The organism is Clostridioides sp. ES-W-0016-02, assembly GCF_020641035.1.
Lineage (GTDB): Bacteria > Bacillota > Clostridia > Peptostreptococcales > Peptostreptococcaceae > Clostridioides.
This window is the reverse complement of record NZ_CP061361.1, coordinates 1,710,584-1,726,872: the sequence shown is the minus strand read 5'-3', so window position 1 is coordinate 1,726,872 and position 16,289 is coordinate 1,710,584. Positions and strand designations below refer to the sequence as shown.

Sequence of the window (16,289 nt, the reverse complement as noted above, 5' to 3'; positions counted from 1 at the left end):
ACATAGAAAGGGCCAACTTTATCAAAATTAGCCCTTAATATACTACTTATTATAAATTATAGCTGTATTTAATTCTTCTAATCTCTTTGTATTATCCTTAATTGTAACTCTATTATTTTCTTCTATTCTCATAGTTTCATCTATACCAGATTTAATTGTATTGTACATTTTTTCTAATGTCTCTATTTGCACAGAGCTTGTTCCAGCCATCCTAGCTATTTGTGCACTTTGAGAACTTACATTTTGTGCATTTCTAAGCAGTAATTCATTAGTTTTATCATCAAGAGCTTTTAAAGACTTTGCTTGTAATTCTTGCTTTTTAAGTAATATAGCTTGAGATAAACATTGTTTAAATACTGGTAGAGTTACAACAAAGGCACTATTGATTTTTCTAATTAAACCATAGTTATTATGTTGCATACCTCTCAGCATAGGTATAGTCTGAATAGCTATATTTTCTGCTATCCTTAAATCATAGACTCTTTGATTTAACATATCATAGACTTTTAATAGTTCTTGATAGTTGACAATATCCATTTGGTCTCCACTAGTCTCTGATTTTTGTTTGAAATATGGTAGTATTTCATTATCCATTTCTTCTACTGCCATTTCTCCAGCAACAATATATTTTTGAAGTTCATTATAAAAGTCAAAATTTTCATTTAGCATAGTACCAATTTGCTTGTTAGAAAGAGCTATATCTCTTTCATATTGTTCAAGTTCAATTTGAATCTTTTCAACTTCTCCTCCCAGTGTTTCATACTTTTGAAACATCATTTCAATAGCATTATTAGCTTTTTTGAAAAGTTTTTGAACAAAATTTGGTTCCTTAGTTTCTTGAAAATCATCTAAATCAAACTTATCCATTATTTTAGTTAAGTGAACAAGCATCTTAGAATTTTCTTCATTTCTATTTAATTTTATTGTGTTTAATAGGCTATCAGAAACTCTAGCTACTCCTTCAGATGCTTTTCTACCAAATTGTAAAATTGTATCTGGATTTTCTACTTCTATAAGAGAAGTTAAAGCCTCCACCTCTTTAGACTTTCTAAGTTCATTTTTTTTATTATTTGTATATTCCATTATATCAAAATTTTCTTCTTGTATAGTCGTAGGTAAATTTTCAACAGTCTCTACAGAATTATTATCTTTTGAAAAATTATTTATATTTATCCCCATTTAAAATCGTCTCCTCTTGCCAAAAATTTTTTTAAGTAAAGGTATTCCATCTTCAAGTAAGTTCAATTTAAGGTCATATACCATTTTATCCAATCTGTGTATATCAATCAATTGGTTATTTATAACATTTTCTATATTATTTTCTCCGCCTGGAGATAATATAATAATATCAAATCCAATTTTACTAAGTAAAAGCATTAGGAATACAACTTCTTTATCAAACACAATGCTCTTATACATATATATAACCAACTTTGGATTTATGAGAGAGTAATCGAAATTATTCATCATATGAACAAGCTTTTTATCCATATGAAGTACTGTGAATAAGCCTTTTATTTTATCCTCTCCACTTAGTCCATTTAAAAACATGTTGCCTTCTATAAGTTCTTCCACTTTTTCTAAAATCATAATTTGTTGATTTAATGCTAATGTTGAAATAGAATATTCTTTATTATTTAAAACAGAATTTTTATCTATAATACCTTTTGAATTTAATACAAATGATAGGCTAAAAGCTTCTCTTGTAAATTCTTTTGAAAATCTATCTATCTCTCCATTAAATTCAATAAATGTTGAACTTTCTGAATCTCTTAATAAATCTAAAAACTTAATGTATTCATTTTTATCATTATATATTCCATTGATTTTAGAAAAGAAAACTGGAGTTTCTACTATAATATCATTAAACTTAAATCCTGGTCTCAATTTTAATGGCTGATTCCAATATATTGATATTTCATCAATAGTTGAACTTAAAAGCAAGCTTTTTATTTTTCTATCTTGAAGTTGCCAGGGTTTTATAAATCCAGCATCATTTAACAATTCTTCACTTATTCTTTTTGATGCTTCTGCTCCAACAGTAAAAGCTTTTTTTACAGAGCCTTTATCTATCTTTTCACCTGAAACAACTCTATCTTCAAAAGAAACATTTTCTTCTATTATATTAGCCTCTTCTAATTCTATCTTATATTTCTCTAAATTTAAGATACTTATATTACTCTTTGAGTTTGGATTAAGGTATAATATATCAAATCCTGCTAAGTACAATATTAAAAGTAGATAGACTTCATGCTTTTTTATGTCTCCATAAAATATTATTTTTGGAGCATCATTTTTATTTATATCTAAGGCACCAATATAAGTCTTTATCCATGCCATTATTTTCACTATAAAATTTTGTTTAACTCTATCATTAGTAAAATCTTTTTCTTCCTCTTTTAATACTTTATCTATTGCTTGCTTTATTTTATAATCTATTTCTTCAAACCCTAAAATACTTATGTCTACATCTTCTGTACTGTTTTTATAATTTTTAAGCCCATTTTTAAAATAATTAATAATGTCAAAATCACTAGGATTTGCTATAGCATCAGTAAATAAGGCAATATCTTTTCTACTATCAATATTTTGCTTCGCCTTAAATATTTCAAGATTATACAAAATCTCATCTTCTAAACCAATATATGAAATAAAATAACTTAGATATCCCTTTGAAGGAGTGTAATTTCCTCTATCTGATTGGCTGGAGAATATTTTTTCAAATACCTTTGAGTCACCCATAATTATCCTCCCAATTTAATTGTTTATTGATAACTGACTCAAAATATATATTTTGAGCCAGTTTGTTTTTTTATAAAATTTGTTTTAAGCTGTTTTCTTTGGTTTTACTAATCTTATTACACACTTTACAACTTCATTGACTACAACTACACTTGCTGCAACACATAAAACTTTTACCCATGTCATAACATCCATAGCTACAGAATTAAAGAAATCTTGGAATAACTGAGTAAATATTACTTGTGCAATACCTGTTAAAACTATTATTTGTAATGCTAGTTTATTATGTGTAAAGTTTGGAAAAATACTATCTGCACTAAATTCTCTACAGTTAAATGCATTAAATAATGCACTAAAAGCAAATAACGCAAACATTACAGTTCCCTTATGAGCTTCATCAACACCTAAGAAGTTAAATGTAGATTGTAACATTAGTATTGCTGTTATATAGAATGCATTTAATACTATTGTATATACCATTGACTTAGAAATTATATTTGCTTTTCTATCAACAGGTTTTCTATTTAATACGTGGTCTCTAACAGGCTCTAAACCTAATGCTAGTGCTGGTGGCCCATCCATAATTATATTTACCCACAACAATTGTATTGTTGTAAATGGCATTTCTTGTCCCATAACCTGAGATATTATAGCCACTAAAAATGCAATTACATTTACTGTTAATTGGAATTGAACAAATCTTTGGAAGTTATCATAAATTCCTCTACCCCATTTAATACCTTTTACAATAGTGCTAAAACTATCATCAGTTAAAATTATATCTGCTGCACTTTTTGATACTTCTGTACCAGATATACCCATTGCTATACCAACATCTGCCTTTGAAAGCGCTGGGGCATCATTTATCCCATCACCTGTTACAGCAACAACATCTCCACTCTTTTGAAGAGCTGAAACTATTCTCATTTTACTATCTGGCTTACTTCTTGCAACAATCGAAATAGTTTGTATTTCTTGTTTTAATTCTTCATCATCTAAAGTATCTATATATGAAGCTTCAACTGCTCTCATATTTCCTTTTAATAGACCTAACTCTTCACCTATAGCTCTTGCTGTATTTATATTGTCTCCTGTAAGCATTTTTACAGAAACACCAGCTTTATTTGCTGTATTCACTGATTCTATAACATCTTTTCTAAGTGGGTCTCTTATACCAACAAATCCACTAAATACTAAATTACTTTCCATTGCACTTACATTCATAGAATCACTTTCAGCAGTTACTGCTGCTTCTTCTTCAGCTTGGGAAATTTCTTTATATGCAAAACCTAAGGTTCTCATTGATTTTACTTGTAATTTTTTTATTTCTTCTAAAATCTCATGTTTTATACCTTCAGTTATTGGAACTATGTCTTTACCTCTTTGAATGTGTGAACATAGCTCAAGCAATACTTCTGGTGCTCCTTTTGATAACAACACATGATTATTATCTTGACCTATGACAGATGTCATTCTCTTTGAATCAGAAGTAAACGGATTTTGAGCTACTATATTAGATTCTTTTCTAACTTGTCTGTAATCTACATTTTTATAATATAGAAGTAATGCACATTCTGTAGCACTTCCTAGGTACTTAACATCATTATCATTATGCTCTACATCAGCTGTAGAGTTTATCATACAGTTTTCTTCAAAATAACTATTTATTTCTTCTTCTGAGCTCTCAATATATCTTCCATCAATATATGCAACTTCTACTGTCATTCTATTTTCTGTTAATGTACCAGTTTTATCTGAACATATTACAGAAACAGAACCTATAGTTTCACAAGCTTCTTTTTTGGTAACTAAGGCATTTATTTTAGCCATTTTTTGCATTGTTATTGCAAGTGTCATATTTATCATAGTTGGCAGACCTTCTGGAACTGCTGCAACTATCAATGCAACACATACTGTAAAGGCTGTTTTAACAGGGTCTATTGATTCTAAAAATGGTAAAATTCCAGACATATCAACATTTAATACATTCTTACTTACCATTTGGAAAACCATGAATATAAATAATAGTCCTGCTACTGCACTGGAAACTTTAGCTATCAATCCACCTAAATTTCCAAGCTTTATCTGAAGTGGAGTTTGCTCATCTGCATCTGATAAGTTTTGAGCGATTTTACCCATTTCACTGCTATCTCCAATTGAAGTTACAACTAATATTCCTCTACCATAAGCAACAAGTGTACCACCAAATACCATATTTATTTGTTTTGCAGGAATTGGTTCTTGTACCACTAGTGCTCCTTTAGATTCTATTTCTTCCATTGGAACTACTACATCACATTTTTTAGATACATCATCTGATTCTCCTGTTAACATATCTTCTCTAATTTTAAGATTTATAGTTTCTATAAGTCTACCATCAGCAGGTACCATATCACCAGTTTCAATATATACTATATCTCCTGGTACTAGTTCATTCTTAGAAATTTGATGTATTTCTCCATCTCTTAGTACTTTAACTTCAATATTTTCAGTCATCTTAGAAAGAGCATCTGCTGCTTTCTTAGAACGACCTTCTGTAATCATACCTATTGCTATACCTATTGCTATAGCTCCTACAATCCCTATTGCATCATGAGTTTCTCCAATTACTGCACTTACTACTGCTGCAATAATTAAAATAACTATCATTGGTTCACTTAAACTGTCTTTTAAATCATCCCAAAAGCTTCCTTCCTCTTTTGGTGTAAATTCATTTAAACCATACTTTTCTCTTCTAGTCTTGACTTCTGATTCTGATAGACCTCTATCAGGGTTAACAGATAAGTCTTTAGTTACGTCTTCTTTGTCAACATTATAATATTTGATATCGTTATTAAATTCCATATACACACTCAATCCTGTCTAAATTTTGCATTACTTCTTTAAGACCCGCATCTTTTGTTCCTTCACCTATTGCTTTAAACTGCCAACTTCCATCTTTTCTATATATAACCCCTACTATAAGCGTAGTTTTTTCTGAATAATTATCAGATAAATTATACTTTGCTATTTCCTTTTTATTGCTTTGGTCCTCAACTCTTATATAGGCATTTTTTATCATCCCAAAGTGTTGTTTTCTGTCTATACAATTGTATATATTTACTACAAATAATAATCTGTGAATATTTGATGGAACTTTATCTAAATTAACTAGAATTTGTTCATCATCACCCACACCTTCACCAGTTAAGTTATCTCCTGTATGTAAAACTGACTTACAGGCACTCTTTAAATTTCCAAAATAAATTAAGTCTTTTATACCACTTAATTTTCCTTCCTGATTTAGCATAAATACAGATGCATCGCAATCTATATCAGCTTGTCCTCCACCAAATAAAGACTTAAGGAATCCTCCACCTGCCTGTTGCACAGGGTCCCATCCTAGGCCCACAAGTATATTACTCAATCCTGGGTTGGATTTTTTTAAATCTATTTTATCACCCTTTGATAAATTAATTGACATACTAAACCTCCATAAAATTTTATATAATATAACCTATACATTATTTGTATAGGCTACTTATATTTAATATACTGTGTTACTCATACTAAACACTTAATCCATAGTTTCTGCAAAGTGCTTCTAAGCCACCTTCAAATCCTGCTCCAACTGCACTAAACTTCCATTCTCCATTATATTTATATATCTCACATACTGTAATTGCAGTCTCTATACTAAATTCTTCGCCTAAGTCATATCTTAATATTTCTTGGTCATTTTCAGAGTTTAAAACTCTTATATATGAGTTGCTTACTTGTCCAAAGTTTTGTTTTCTTTCAGCAGCTTCATATATTGTAACTGTTACAGCTATTTTTTGTATATGCTTTGGCATTGTATCTAAGTTTACTAATATTTCTTCGTCATCTCCATCACCTTCACCAGTTCTATTATCACCTAAATGCTCAACTGCTCCAGATGGATGTTTTAAATTATTATAGAATATAAAATCTTCATCTCTTTCAACTCTTTGAGATTCTCCTACCATAAAAACACTGACATCTAAATCGTAATCATATCCACTATCAAATGAATTTGTATCCCATCCTAGTCCAAGTCTAATATTTTTAAGTCCTGGATTTCCCTTAGTTAAATCAATTTTTTGTCCTTTTTTTAATACTATAGCCATGGAAAATACCCCCTCTAGTTTATTATATTTAAAATTATAAGTTTATTCCAAAGTTTCCACATAACGCAGCAAGTCCACCTTCAAAACCAGAACCTAGTGCGTTAAATTTCCATTCTCCATTGTGTTTATATATTTCAGCTACTACTATAGCTGTCTCTATACTAAAATCTTCACCTAATTCATACTTTATTAGCTCTTCATTTGTATCTTTATCTACTATTCTTATATAAGAATTACTTACTTGCCCAAAATTTTGTGTTCTTTCTGTAGCATCATGAATTGTAACTGTAAAAGAAATTTTGCTTATTTCTCCAGGAATCTTAGATAAATCAACAACTATTTGCTCATCATCTCCATCACCTTCACCAGTTCTATTATCACCTAAATGTTCAACTGCTCCAGAAGTATGCTTTAAATTGTTGTAAAATACAAAATCTCCATCATTAGTAACACTTCCACTTGCTCCTGTTAAAAATGCTGCTGTATCTAAGTCAAAGTCAAATCCACCATCATACTTGTTAGTGTCCCATCCTAACCCTACTAAAATATTTTTAAGCCCTGGGTTTCCCTTAGTTAAATCAACCTTTTGGCCTTTTGATAATGTTATACCCATAATTTATCGCTCCCTTGTTAATTTTAGCTAAACAAATCTTGCTAATTATTTATCTTTTTCTTTAATCATATTATAACATTTTTTATTCATTTGTGAATAAAACTTACTTGATATTTTTAAAATATAATTAAAAAAATGTTTATATTTCTTACTTTTTACATAGATTTTACATATTTTTTTAAATAGATAAAATCTATGTTTAATATGTAATTATATATCATTTATATATACAAGTATACATTTTATTTTGAAACTACAAAATTCTTTGTACTATATTGTTTTAAGATGTTTTATAATAGATTATATCATCTTATTAGAGGAGAAAAAATATGATTTGTACTATTAAACCATTAAAAGTTGTAATAAAGAACTCAAAAGAGCCTTTAAATGAATTTATGTCTAGTAAGTCTTATACAAATAAGAGTTCTTCTTATATTAAAGAAGTCTACTTTACACGATATATAGGTATTGATAATTCGATTGATAAATACATAAAAAACATCAAAAATATAGATGCTCATTTTTTTAACAATATAACAGTTCCCTATATTAGGCTAAACAACTTAAATATAAATTTTGATAAATCACAAACAGATAAGATGCTCAATACTTTCAATACTTATAATGATGCTAAATTTAACAGTTGGAATTTATACAATATTGAATTTCCTTGTAAGATAGAAAATGATACATTAGATTGGACAAAAAAAATTGCATTTAAAAATACATTAGATTTGTTTTCTAAAAACACACCACATTCAACACCTTCTATTGTTAAAAATTTTGCTGTTAAACTTTTATGTTGGATAGATTATTTTCTACCTAAATTATTTTATAATAAAATTAAAATTACTGTTTCACCCAAGGTAGTGTATTTTGGAAATATTAAGAGACAGGAACTTTTTTTCTTATATTTTTTATCACAGCTTGGATGTGATATTTTATATATAAATCCTCATAAGGATATCCTTGATTTGTATCCTGAATGTTCTAGATTTTCTACTTTAGTTGAATTTTCTAAAAAAAGTCCAACTATGCTAGATATACCTTTGGAAAAATTAAATACAGATATAAATAAGAACATCAATAATAACAAAACTTATACTCCTATAAATAAACCTCAATCTGAACAAACTTCTGTTGACACAAACTTTACATCTACAAAAAATAAAAAAGATAAAGAAATAGAACTTACATATGAAGAACTCGCAAAATTATCAACTTCTGTTGTTATGATTGTTGTGTGTGATAATGAAAACAAACCATTCAAGAGCGGTTCTGGAGTAGTCATAAATAGTGAAGGTTACATACTTACAAATCTCCATGTAGTTAATGAAGGCTATTCATTTTTAGTTAGATTTGAAAATGATGATAAAGTTTATACATCACATCAAATCATAAAATACCACTCAGATTATGATTTGGCTGTAATAAAAGTTGATAGAGAATGTAAATCAATACCAGTCAAGGTTAGTAAAAAACCTGTAAGAGGCCAAAAAATAGTTGCAATTGGAAGCCCTTTAGGTCTTTTCAATACAGTTTCAGATGGAATTATCTCTGCTTTTCGTGACTTTGAAACAGTTCAAATGATACAATTTACAGCTCCAATCTCTAGTGGTAGTTCTGGAGGGGCTCTTTTAGATATGTTTGGCAATTTACTGGGATTAATTTCTGCTGGATATGATGATGGACAAAACTTAAATCTAGCAGTGGAAAGTCATCTTGTCAAAATATTTGCCAATAATTTTATCGAAATAATAAACTAATTTACTCTTTCTTCATACCAATAGAGAGGGTGAGAACATTATATATGTTCGCCCTCTCCATATCATGAAAAAATTAATACTTGATGTTTTTATGCTCTATAAACAATTGATGCCATAGACAAAATGTAAATATAGTCCATATTTTCCTTGAATTATCTTTGTGACCTTTTAGATGTTCATCTAAAAGTTTTATTATATATTTTTTATCAATAAACTCGTCTACATTTGCATTGGAAATAGTTTCTCTTACAACAACTCCTAAATCATCTTTTAACCAAACTCTTATTGGCGTTGGAAATCCTAATTTTTTTCTCTGAATAACATGCTCTGGTACTATATCTTTAAAAGATTCTCTAAGTAGCACTTTTGTGTTATTTTTTGTTATTTTTTGTTCAACTCTTAAATTTTTTGCTACATCAAATACATCTTTATCTAAAAAAGGTACTCTAAGTTCTAGATGCTCAGCTACAGAGAATTTATCAACTTTTTGAAGTATATCACCTTGAAGCCATGTATTTACATCTATATGTTGCATTTTACTTATATAATCGTAATTATTTTTCTGCGCTTCTCTGTACAAATTTGATAATAAATACTCATGTATATTCTTTTCCTTATATTTAAAAAAGAATCTTTTTACTTCATTATTTTCAAAAATCTTCGCATTTCCTATATATCTCTTTTCTAAAGGTGTTGTAGCTCTGTAAAGATAATTTTTGCCTTTTATATTAGGCATAAGCTCTGAAACTCTATTTAATACGCCTCTAATATACACTGGTGAATTTATAACTGATTTCACATTATTATATTCCTTGTATACATTATATCCCCCGAATAATTCATCAGCACCTTCTCCAGACAAAGCTATTTTAACATATTTACTAGCTTCTTTAATTAAAAAATAAAGACCTACTCCTGATGGGTCTGCCACAGGGTCATCCAAAAAATAAATTACACTCGGTAATGCTTTTATATAGTCATCTTGTGTTATGTTGAGTGGAATGTTTTCTATGCCCAATTTATCAGCTGTTTTTTTAGCTATTTCCAATTCACTATACCCTTTAACATTAAAACCTAGCGAAAAAGACTTTATATTTGGATTAATTTGTGAAGCTATAGAGGTTATAATTGATGAATCTATACCACCAGACAAAAATGTCCCAATTTGTTTATTTTCTTCTACCTGTCTTCTTACCGAATCTATTACTACATTTCTTATTTCTTCTTCGCCTATATCTCTATTCCCTAAATGATTCTTACTGTAAAAAAATTTTGTACTACTCCTAAATTCAAGTTTATTGTATCTCTTTAAAGATAGTATTCCGTTTTCCACTCTAAAAAAATGTCCTGCTGGTATCAATCTTATTCCTTGTATCATAGTATCTTCAGGAAGAACATATTGAAACGAAAAATAACTCTGTAAACTTCGTTCATTTATATTTAGTTTTTTAACATACTCGAGTATAAATTTATATTCTGATGCAAAGATTATCACTTTTTCTTTATTTATATAGTAAAGTGGTTTTATTCCAAATAAATCTCTTGCCCCAAATATGCTTTCATTTTCTTTATCATATATTATAAAGCTAAACATACCTTTTATCTTATGTACACAATTTTTTCCAAATGCTATATAAGATGTTAATAAGATTTCAATATCACTATCTGTAGCAAAATTGTACCCTTTTTTAATCAATTCTTCTTTTATCTCGCAACCATTATATATTTCACCATTTAAAACTATAACCTTTCCATCTTTTTCAAATGGTTTAACTCCATGTATAACATCTATTACATCAAATCTATTAAAATCAAACTCTTTTTCCTCACCTTTTAAGTATCCTCTACTATCAAGACTTATATGATTTATATTATTTACAGATTCTTTTATTTTAAATTTAATATCTTCTTTTTTAGATATATCTCCTTTATAATAAATTGAAATATTGCCACACATATTATCAGATTTCCTTCCTAATTTTTAGTATTATCCTATATCTCATAGTTTTGTCTTTGCCTTCAAAACTTATTCAATTTTAAAAAAATTACTATCAAATTTTTATAAATTATCTGCTAATCTTTCATAATTTTTTAATTTCTAGAAATACTATATTAGGAGGTGATTTTTATGAAGAAAAAAATGTTAATACCAGTTATTATGTCTTTATTTATACTTTCACAGTGTATAACTTTATTTGCTTTTACACCCGAAAATAACAAGTTTAAGGTTAAACCATTACCTTATGCTTATGATGCACTTGAGCCATATATAGATAAAGAAACTATGATTTTACATCATGATAAACATTATCAGGCTTATGTTGATAAGTTAAATGCAGCTCTTGAAAAATATCCTGAGCTTTATAATTATTCTTTATGTGAATTATTACAAAACTTAGATTCTTTGCCTAAAGACATTGCTACAACAGTAAGAAATAATGCAGGTGGTGCTTACAATCATAAATTCTTTTTTGATATAATGACTCCTGAGAAAACTATACCTTCTGAATCTTTAAAAGCAGCTATCGACAGAGATTTTGGTTCTTTTGAAAAATTCAAAGAAGAATTCCAAAAAGCAGCTTTAGATGTTTTTGGTTCTGGTTGGGCTTGGCTGGTAGCCACTAAAGATGGTAAATTGTCCATTATAACTACTCCAAACCAAGATAGCCCTGTAAGTAAAAACTTGACTCCTATCATAGGTCTTGATGTTTGGGAACATGCTTACTATTTAAAATATCAAAACAGAAGAAATGAATATATTAACAACTGGTTTAATGTAGTTAATTGGAATGGAGCTTTAGAAAATTACAAAAATTTAAAATCTCAAGAGTAATTAAATATTAAAATCCTTTTGAAAAAAACTTATGTTTGCTATATAATATAATAAAAGATAGTCTAAATTTACCAATATTGTGTTTATAGTGACGATTCAGGAGGATTTTTATATGATAAAAGAAACACATGAAAGGGGAGGATATATATTAGCGCTTTTGATACTCCCCTTTATAAATAATATATATTTAGTCAAATACGATACTACATATAAAATAGTATTAATTATAATCTATATCTATTTTGCATATTTAGGTTCATTGTTTCCAGATATAGATATGAGAGGTTCTTACATAAGTAAAAAATTCATATTAATTTACAAATTATTTGGAAGTAGGTTTAGACACAGAGGGTTTACCCATAGTCTTCTTGCATTATTACTCATTAGTAGTTTTTTTAAGTCTCTAACAATCTTTACCAACAACAATATAGTTTTTTCATGTCTGTCTAGTGGATTTATAATAGGATATTTTTCTCACATGTGTCTTGACCTTATTACCAAAGAAGGTATCGAATTGTTTTTTCCCATTACTATAAACATTTCCTTACTCCCTATAAAAACTAGTTCAAAAACAGAAAAATTCATATCTAAACTTTTAAACTTCATAGTTATTTTTTTAATCGGATATCAATTTTACATTTTATTTTAATGTATTTTTATAGCTACATATTTATAAATTAATTAAATAAATTAAAAAAATTGTCTTAAAAGAATACTTTTAAATTTAATTTTTATTTAAATTTAATTCTTTTAAGACAATTTTAATTTTTTGACAAGTTAAATTCTTTTGTTATCTCTATCATTATCGTGTTTTTTATGATGAAATTCATAGTTATGATTTTCAAGGTTTTTATTAACTTTACTTCCAATCTTCCATGATAAAAATACTAATAGTATAAATGATGCTATCTTTAGTGGACTTGTTATAAATCCTTCTATATCACTTGCCACATAACTTATTACTATAAACATTACAAATTTTCCTGCCAACATTGCTGGAACAAAATCTTTTATATCTTTTTTACAAAAAGCTGATGCAACAGTAACTAAACACCCAGGCATAAATGGACAAGCATATGCTATAAATAGCAGTTTAAATCCCTGTTTGTCCATCCAACTTATTGCTCTTTCAGTTTTACTATTTCTCAACTTATTAAAAAGTCTACTATCAGTAAATCTACTTATTAATAAAAATAATGAGGTTGTCCCAAGCCCTGAGCCAATCCATGATAGCAAACACCCAAGTAATAACCCTTGTATAGCAGCATTTGCTGTAACTATCGCCACAAGTGGTAAGGCTGGTATAAAGCTTTCTATAAATGCACTTAATAAACCAATTATTGTGGCTAACACCCAATAGTTTTGAGTTAAATCAAGTAATTCTTGTATATACTGCATATTGCTTTTCCCCTTTTTTAACTTTAACTATTATTATATACTCTATATTGCTATTACATACCAATTTCAAAAAGGAATCTAATATTCAAAAGTAAATAATTTATGTAAATTTACAGTTAAGGTATCTTTATTTTATTATATATTATAACAAAAAAGTCTTAAAATATGAATCTATCATATTTCAAGACTTTTTCTTTTTATCTAGATATATTTAAACTATAGTATATCTGACTTCATAACATCTTCAAAATCCCCTTTTTCAGATATTAATCTTATCAATTTAACAGTGCAACTTAAATCATTTATAAGTATAGCTCCTACTAATGAACCATCTTTCATAAATAATTTTTTATATACTCTTTTACCTTCATCTTTTGATGAAATTTCTTTATCAAAATCTTGTATATTACCAATACTAAATACTTTAACATTCATAGCATCTAATGAAACTGGATATACATCACTTTCAAATTTCAAACTATCTCCACTTGCATTTGCTCCTGCTATTTTTCCCATTTCTACTGAAGATGGCCATATTGCTAGACTAGTGTTTCCTACTTGTGTAACATCTCCACAAGCGTATATATCTTTAACATTTGTCTGTAATGTATTATCTACAACAATACCTCTATCAATTTTTACAGATGTATCTTGAACCATCTGAGTATTTGCTCTCACTCCAATTGAAAAGACTACCATATCACAGTCAACACTATTGCCATCTTTAAATACAACTTTTTGGGCCCTTCCATTGCCATCAATACCATCAACTGCCACACCTAATCTTACATCTATGCCTGTATCTCTTACACATTGCTCTAGTATTTTACTGCCTTCTTTATCAAGTTGTTTTGATAATATACCATCCATTGCTTCAACCACTACTACTTCTAAGCCTTTTAATTTAAATTCCCATGCTGCTTCAAGACCTAATAGTCCTCCACCAATTACTACAACTTTCTTAGACTTTTCTAATGCTTCTTTTACATTATATAAGTCTTTTATATTTCTAAGTGTAAATACATTTTCTAAATCATGACCTTTAATTGGTGGTATGAAATTTCTACTTCCTGTGGCTATTACAAGCTTATCAAATTTAATAGCTCCATCATTTACTACAATAGTTTTATTTGCTTCATCTAATTTATCTACATTTGTTCCTAATATTACTACTATGTTGTTTTCGTCATACCAAGCTTTATCTTCCATATAGAAATCAGAATTAAGTTCTTCATTTATACCATCAGAAAGTGCAGGTCTATAGTAAGTTAACTCTTCCTCATTAGAAATCATAGTTATCTTACAAGTCTTATTTCTTTTTCTTATAGCATCTGCTGCATAGAAACCAGCTGCACCATTTCCTACTATAACAAAATATTCGTCAGTATCTTTTCTAAAAGTAACCTCATCTTCTTCAACTTCTATAAATTGGTCCTCTTTGGCTCCACATACAGGGCATATACTAGGAGCACTATCTCCTTCAAATACTTCATTACAAATTACACATTTAAACTTTTTAGTCTTCTTTTTACTTCCAAAAGTAGAGTTTAACTTATCTAAGAATTTTCCTGTATAAGCATATAATTTGTCAACTTCTTCCCCTGATGGTTTAAAATTAACAGCAAATGGTTTCACTGTTGTCATTCTAAGCTGATTGATTCTCTCCATAGCATTTTCTATACCTTCTCCACTCCATCCATATGAACCAAATACTGATGCAACTTTTCCACCATGAAGAACTGGATTTAAAGATACTAATATATCCCATATAGGTTTTAATGCATCCCCTAATATTGTTGGTGTTCCAAATAATACACCTTGCGATACTGCTATTTTATCTAGAATTTCTTCTTGCTTATGCTCTATTACATCAAATAAATTTACTTTATAATTGCTATTTTTTTCAATATATGATTTTATAGCCTCTGCCATGATTTTTGTATATCCATGTGCAGAAACATAACAAATTGTAACTTCTTTTTCTAATTTTACTTGTTCATTTACACTCCATTTATAATAAAGGTCTATAATTTTTCTAGGATTTTCAGTCAATACTGGTCCATGACCTGGGCACACTGTGTCTATATCTAAATCTTTTATCTTTTCTATAGCAGTTACCATAGATGGTTTAAATGGCCCCATTATACAATCATAATAATATCTTAAGGCATCTAAGTAATCCTTTTCTTCATCTTCATTAAGAGTGTTTACTATCTTGTCATTACTATAATGACTTCCAAATGAATCACATGTTACAAGAGTTTTATCTTCTTTTATATATGTGTATATAGTATCTGGCCAATGAAGCATAGGTACAGAGAAGAATTCTAAAGTCTTATCGCCTATTGATAGCACATCTCCATCTGCAACTGCAATATATTCAAAGTCTTTGTTTACGATTTCCTTTAGATACTTAATAGCAGTTTCTGAAGCTACTACTTTTGCATTTTTTGCTAAATCTAATAGCTTTTCAACGCTTCCTGCATGGTCTGGTTCAGTATGACTTACCACAATATAGTCAATTTTTTCAAAGTCTATATTTAAATCATTTAATCTTTCAATATATTTCTCAAAATGTTTATCTTTAACTGTTTCAAATAAAACTGTTTTTTCTGTGCCTTTTAAGACATATGAATTATAAGTTGTTCCATAAGGTGTATACATAATTATGTCAAATACTCTTAAATCAGGGTCAAGTGAACCTACCCAATATAAATTTTCTTTTATTTTCAATGATTTTAATGACATACCGTACTCCTCCTAAAATAGTTATTTAACCTTTTTATACCCTATTTGTTATATTTTAAACA

12 protein-coding genes are annotated in these 16,289 nt (G+C 28.4%); 3 read left to right on the top strand and 9 right to left on the bottom strand.

Annotation, left to right across the window (positions count from 1 at the left end; all coding sequences use genetic code 11):
• Window positions 1-42 precede the first annotated feature (42 nt).
• The 6 genes from IC758_RS08310 to IC758_RS08285 all read right to left on the bottom strand — a co-directional run bounded on the left by IC758_RS08310 (window position 43) and on the right by IC758_RS08285 (window position 7,482).
• Window positions 43-1,179: a toxic anion resistance protein gene (locus tag IC758_RS08310; RefSeq protein ID WP_227860877.1), complete on the bottom strand. Its 1,137-nt coding sequence runs from the start codon at window positions 1,177-1,179 to the stop codon at window positions 43-45.
• Window positions 1,180-2,742 carry a YceG family protein gene (locus IC758_RS08305; RefSeq protein ID WP_227823789.1) on the bottom strand — a complete coding sequence of 521 codons (1,563 nt, stop codon included), beginning with the start codon at window positions 2,740-2,742 and terminating at the stop codon, window positions 1,180-1,182.
• 84 nt (window positions 2,743-2,826) lie between these two features.
• Window positions 2,827-5,586 (bottom strand): calcium-translocating P-type ATPase, PMCA-type, encoded by a 2,760-nt coding sequence (locus IC758_RS08300; RefSeq protein ID WP_227823788.1) that lies wholly within the window; start codon window positions 5,584-5,586, stop codon window positions 2,827-2,829.
• A complete protein-coding gene (locus IC758_RS08295) occupies window positions 5,576-6,205 on the bottom strand; it encodes a TerD family protein (protein ID WP_227433092.1) in 630 nt (209 codons plus the stop codon). Before IC758_RS08295 ends, IC758_RS08300 begins: the two co-directional genes overlap by 11 nt.
• An 85-nt stretch (window positions 6,206-6,290) precedes the next feature.
• Window positions 6,291-6,869 (bottom strand): TerD family protein, encoded by a 579-nt coding sequence (locus IC758_RS08290; RefSeq protein ID WP_227433091.1) that lies wholly within the window; start codon window positions 6,867-6,869, stop codon window positions 6,291-6,293.
• A gap of 34 nt (window positions 6,870-6,903) precedes the next feature.
• Window positions 6,904-7,482 (bottom strand): TerD family protein, encoded by a 579-nt coding sequence (locus tag IC758_RS08285; RefSeq protein WP_227433090.1) that lies wholly within the window; start codon window positions 7,480-7,482, stop codon window positions 6,904-6,906.
• A 329-nt stretch (window positions 7,483-7,811) separates the two neighbouring features.
• On the opposite strand from IC758_RS08285, the gene IC758_RS08280 reads away from it, so the two are divergent.
• A complete protein-coding gene (locus IC758_RS08280) occupies window positions 7,812-9,248 on the top strand; it encodes a trypsin-like peptidase domain-containing protein (RefSeq protein ID WP_227482406.1) in 1,437 nt (478 codons plus the stop codon).
• Window positions 9,249-9,321: 73 nt separating this feature from the next.
• Here the strand turns inward: IC758_RS08280 and asnB are convergent, their stop codons facing one another.
• A complete protein-coding gene (gene asnB, locus IC758_RS08275) occupies window positions 9,322-11,205 on the bottom strand; it encodes an asparagine synthase (glutamine-hydrolyzing) (RefSeq protein ID WP_227860876.1) in 1,884 nt (627 codons plus the stop codon).
• Window positions 11,206-11,376: 171 nt separating this feature from the next.
• Between asnB and IC758_RS08270 the strand changes: the two genes are divergently transcribed.
• Both IC758_RS08270 and IC758_RS08265 read left to right on the top strand, forming a co-directional pair.
• Complete coding sequence (locus IC758_RS08270; RefSeq protein ID WP_285891625.1) at window positions 11,377-12,081, top strand: superoxide dismutase; 705 nt, start codon at window positions 11,377-11,379, stop codon at window positions 12,079-12,081.
• Window positions 12,082-12,193: 112 nt separating this feature from the next.
• The gene (locus tag IC758_RS08265) at window positions 12,194-12,730 is read left to right on the top strand and encodes a metal-dependent hydrolase (protein ID WP_227433086.1); all 537 of its coding nucleotides are present in this window, start codon (window positions 12,194-12,196) and stop codon (window positions 12,728-12,730) included.
• Window positions 12,731-12,858: 128 nt separating this feature from the next.
• Here IC758_RS08265 and IC758_RS08260 read toward each other — a convergent pair whose 3' ends face one another.
• Window positions 12,859-13,479 carry a TVP38/TMEM64 family protein gene (locus IC758_RS08260; RefSeq protein WP_227433084.1) on the bottom strand — a complete coding sequence of 207 codons (621 nt, stop codon included), beginning with the start codon at window positions 13,477-13,479 and terminating at the stop codon, window positions 12,859-12,861.
• 216 nt (window positions 13,480-13,695) lie between these two features.
• The gene (locus IC758_RS08255) at window positions 13,696-16,227 is read right to left on the bottom strand and encodes an FAD-dependent oxidoreductase (protein ID WP_227482404.1); all 2,532 of its coding nucleotides are present in this window, start codon (window positions 16,225-16,227) and stop codon (window positions 13,696-13,698) included.
• Between the last annotated feature and the right edge of the window lie 62 nt (window positions 16,228-16,289).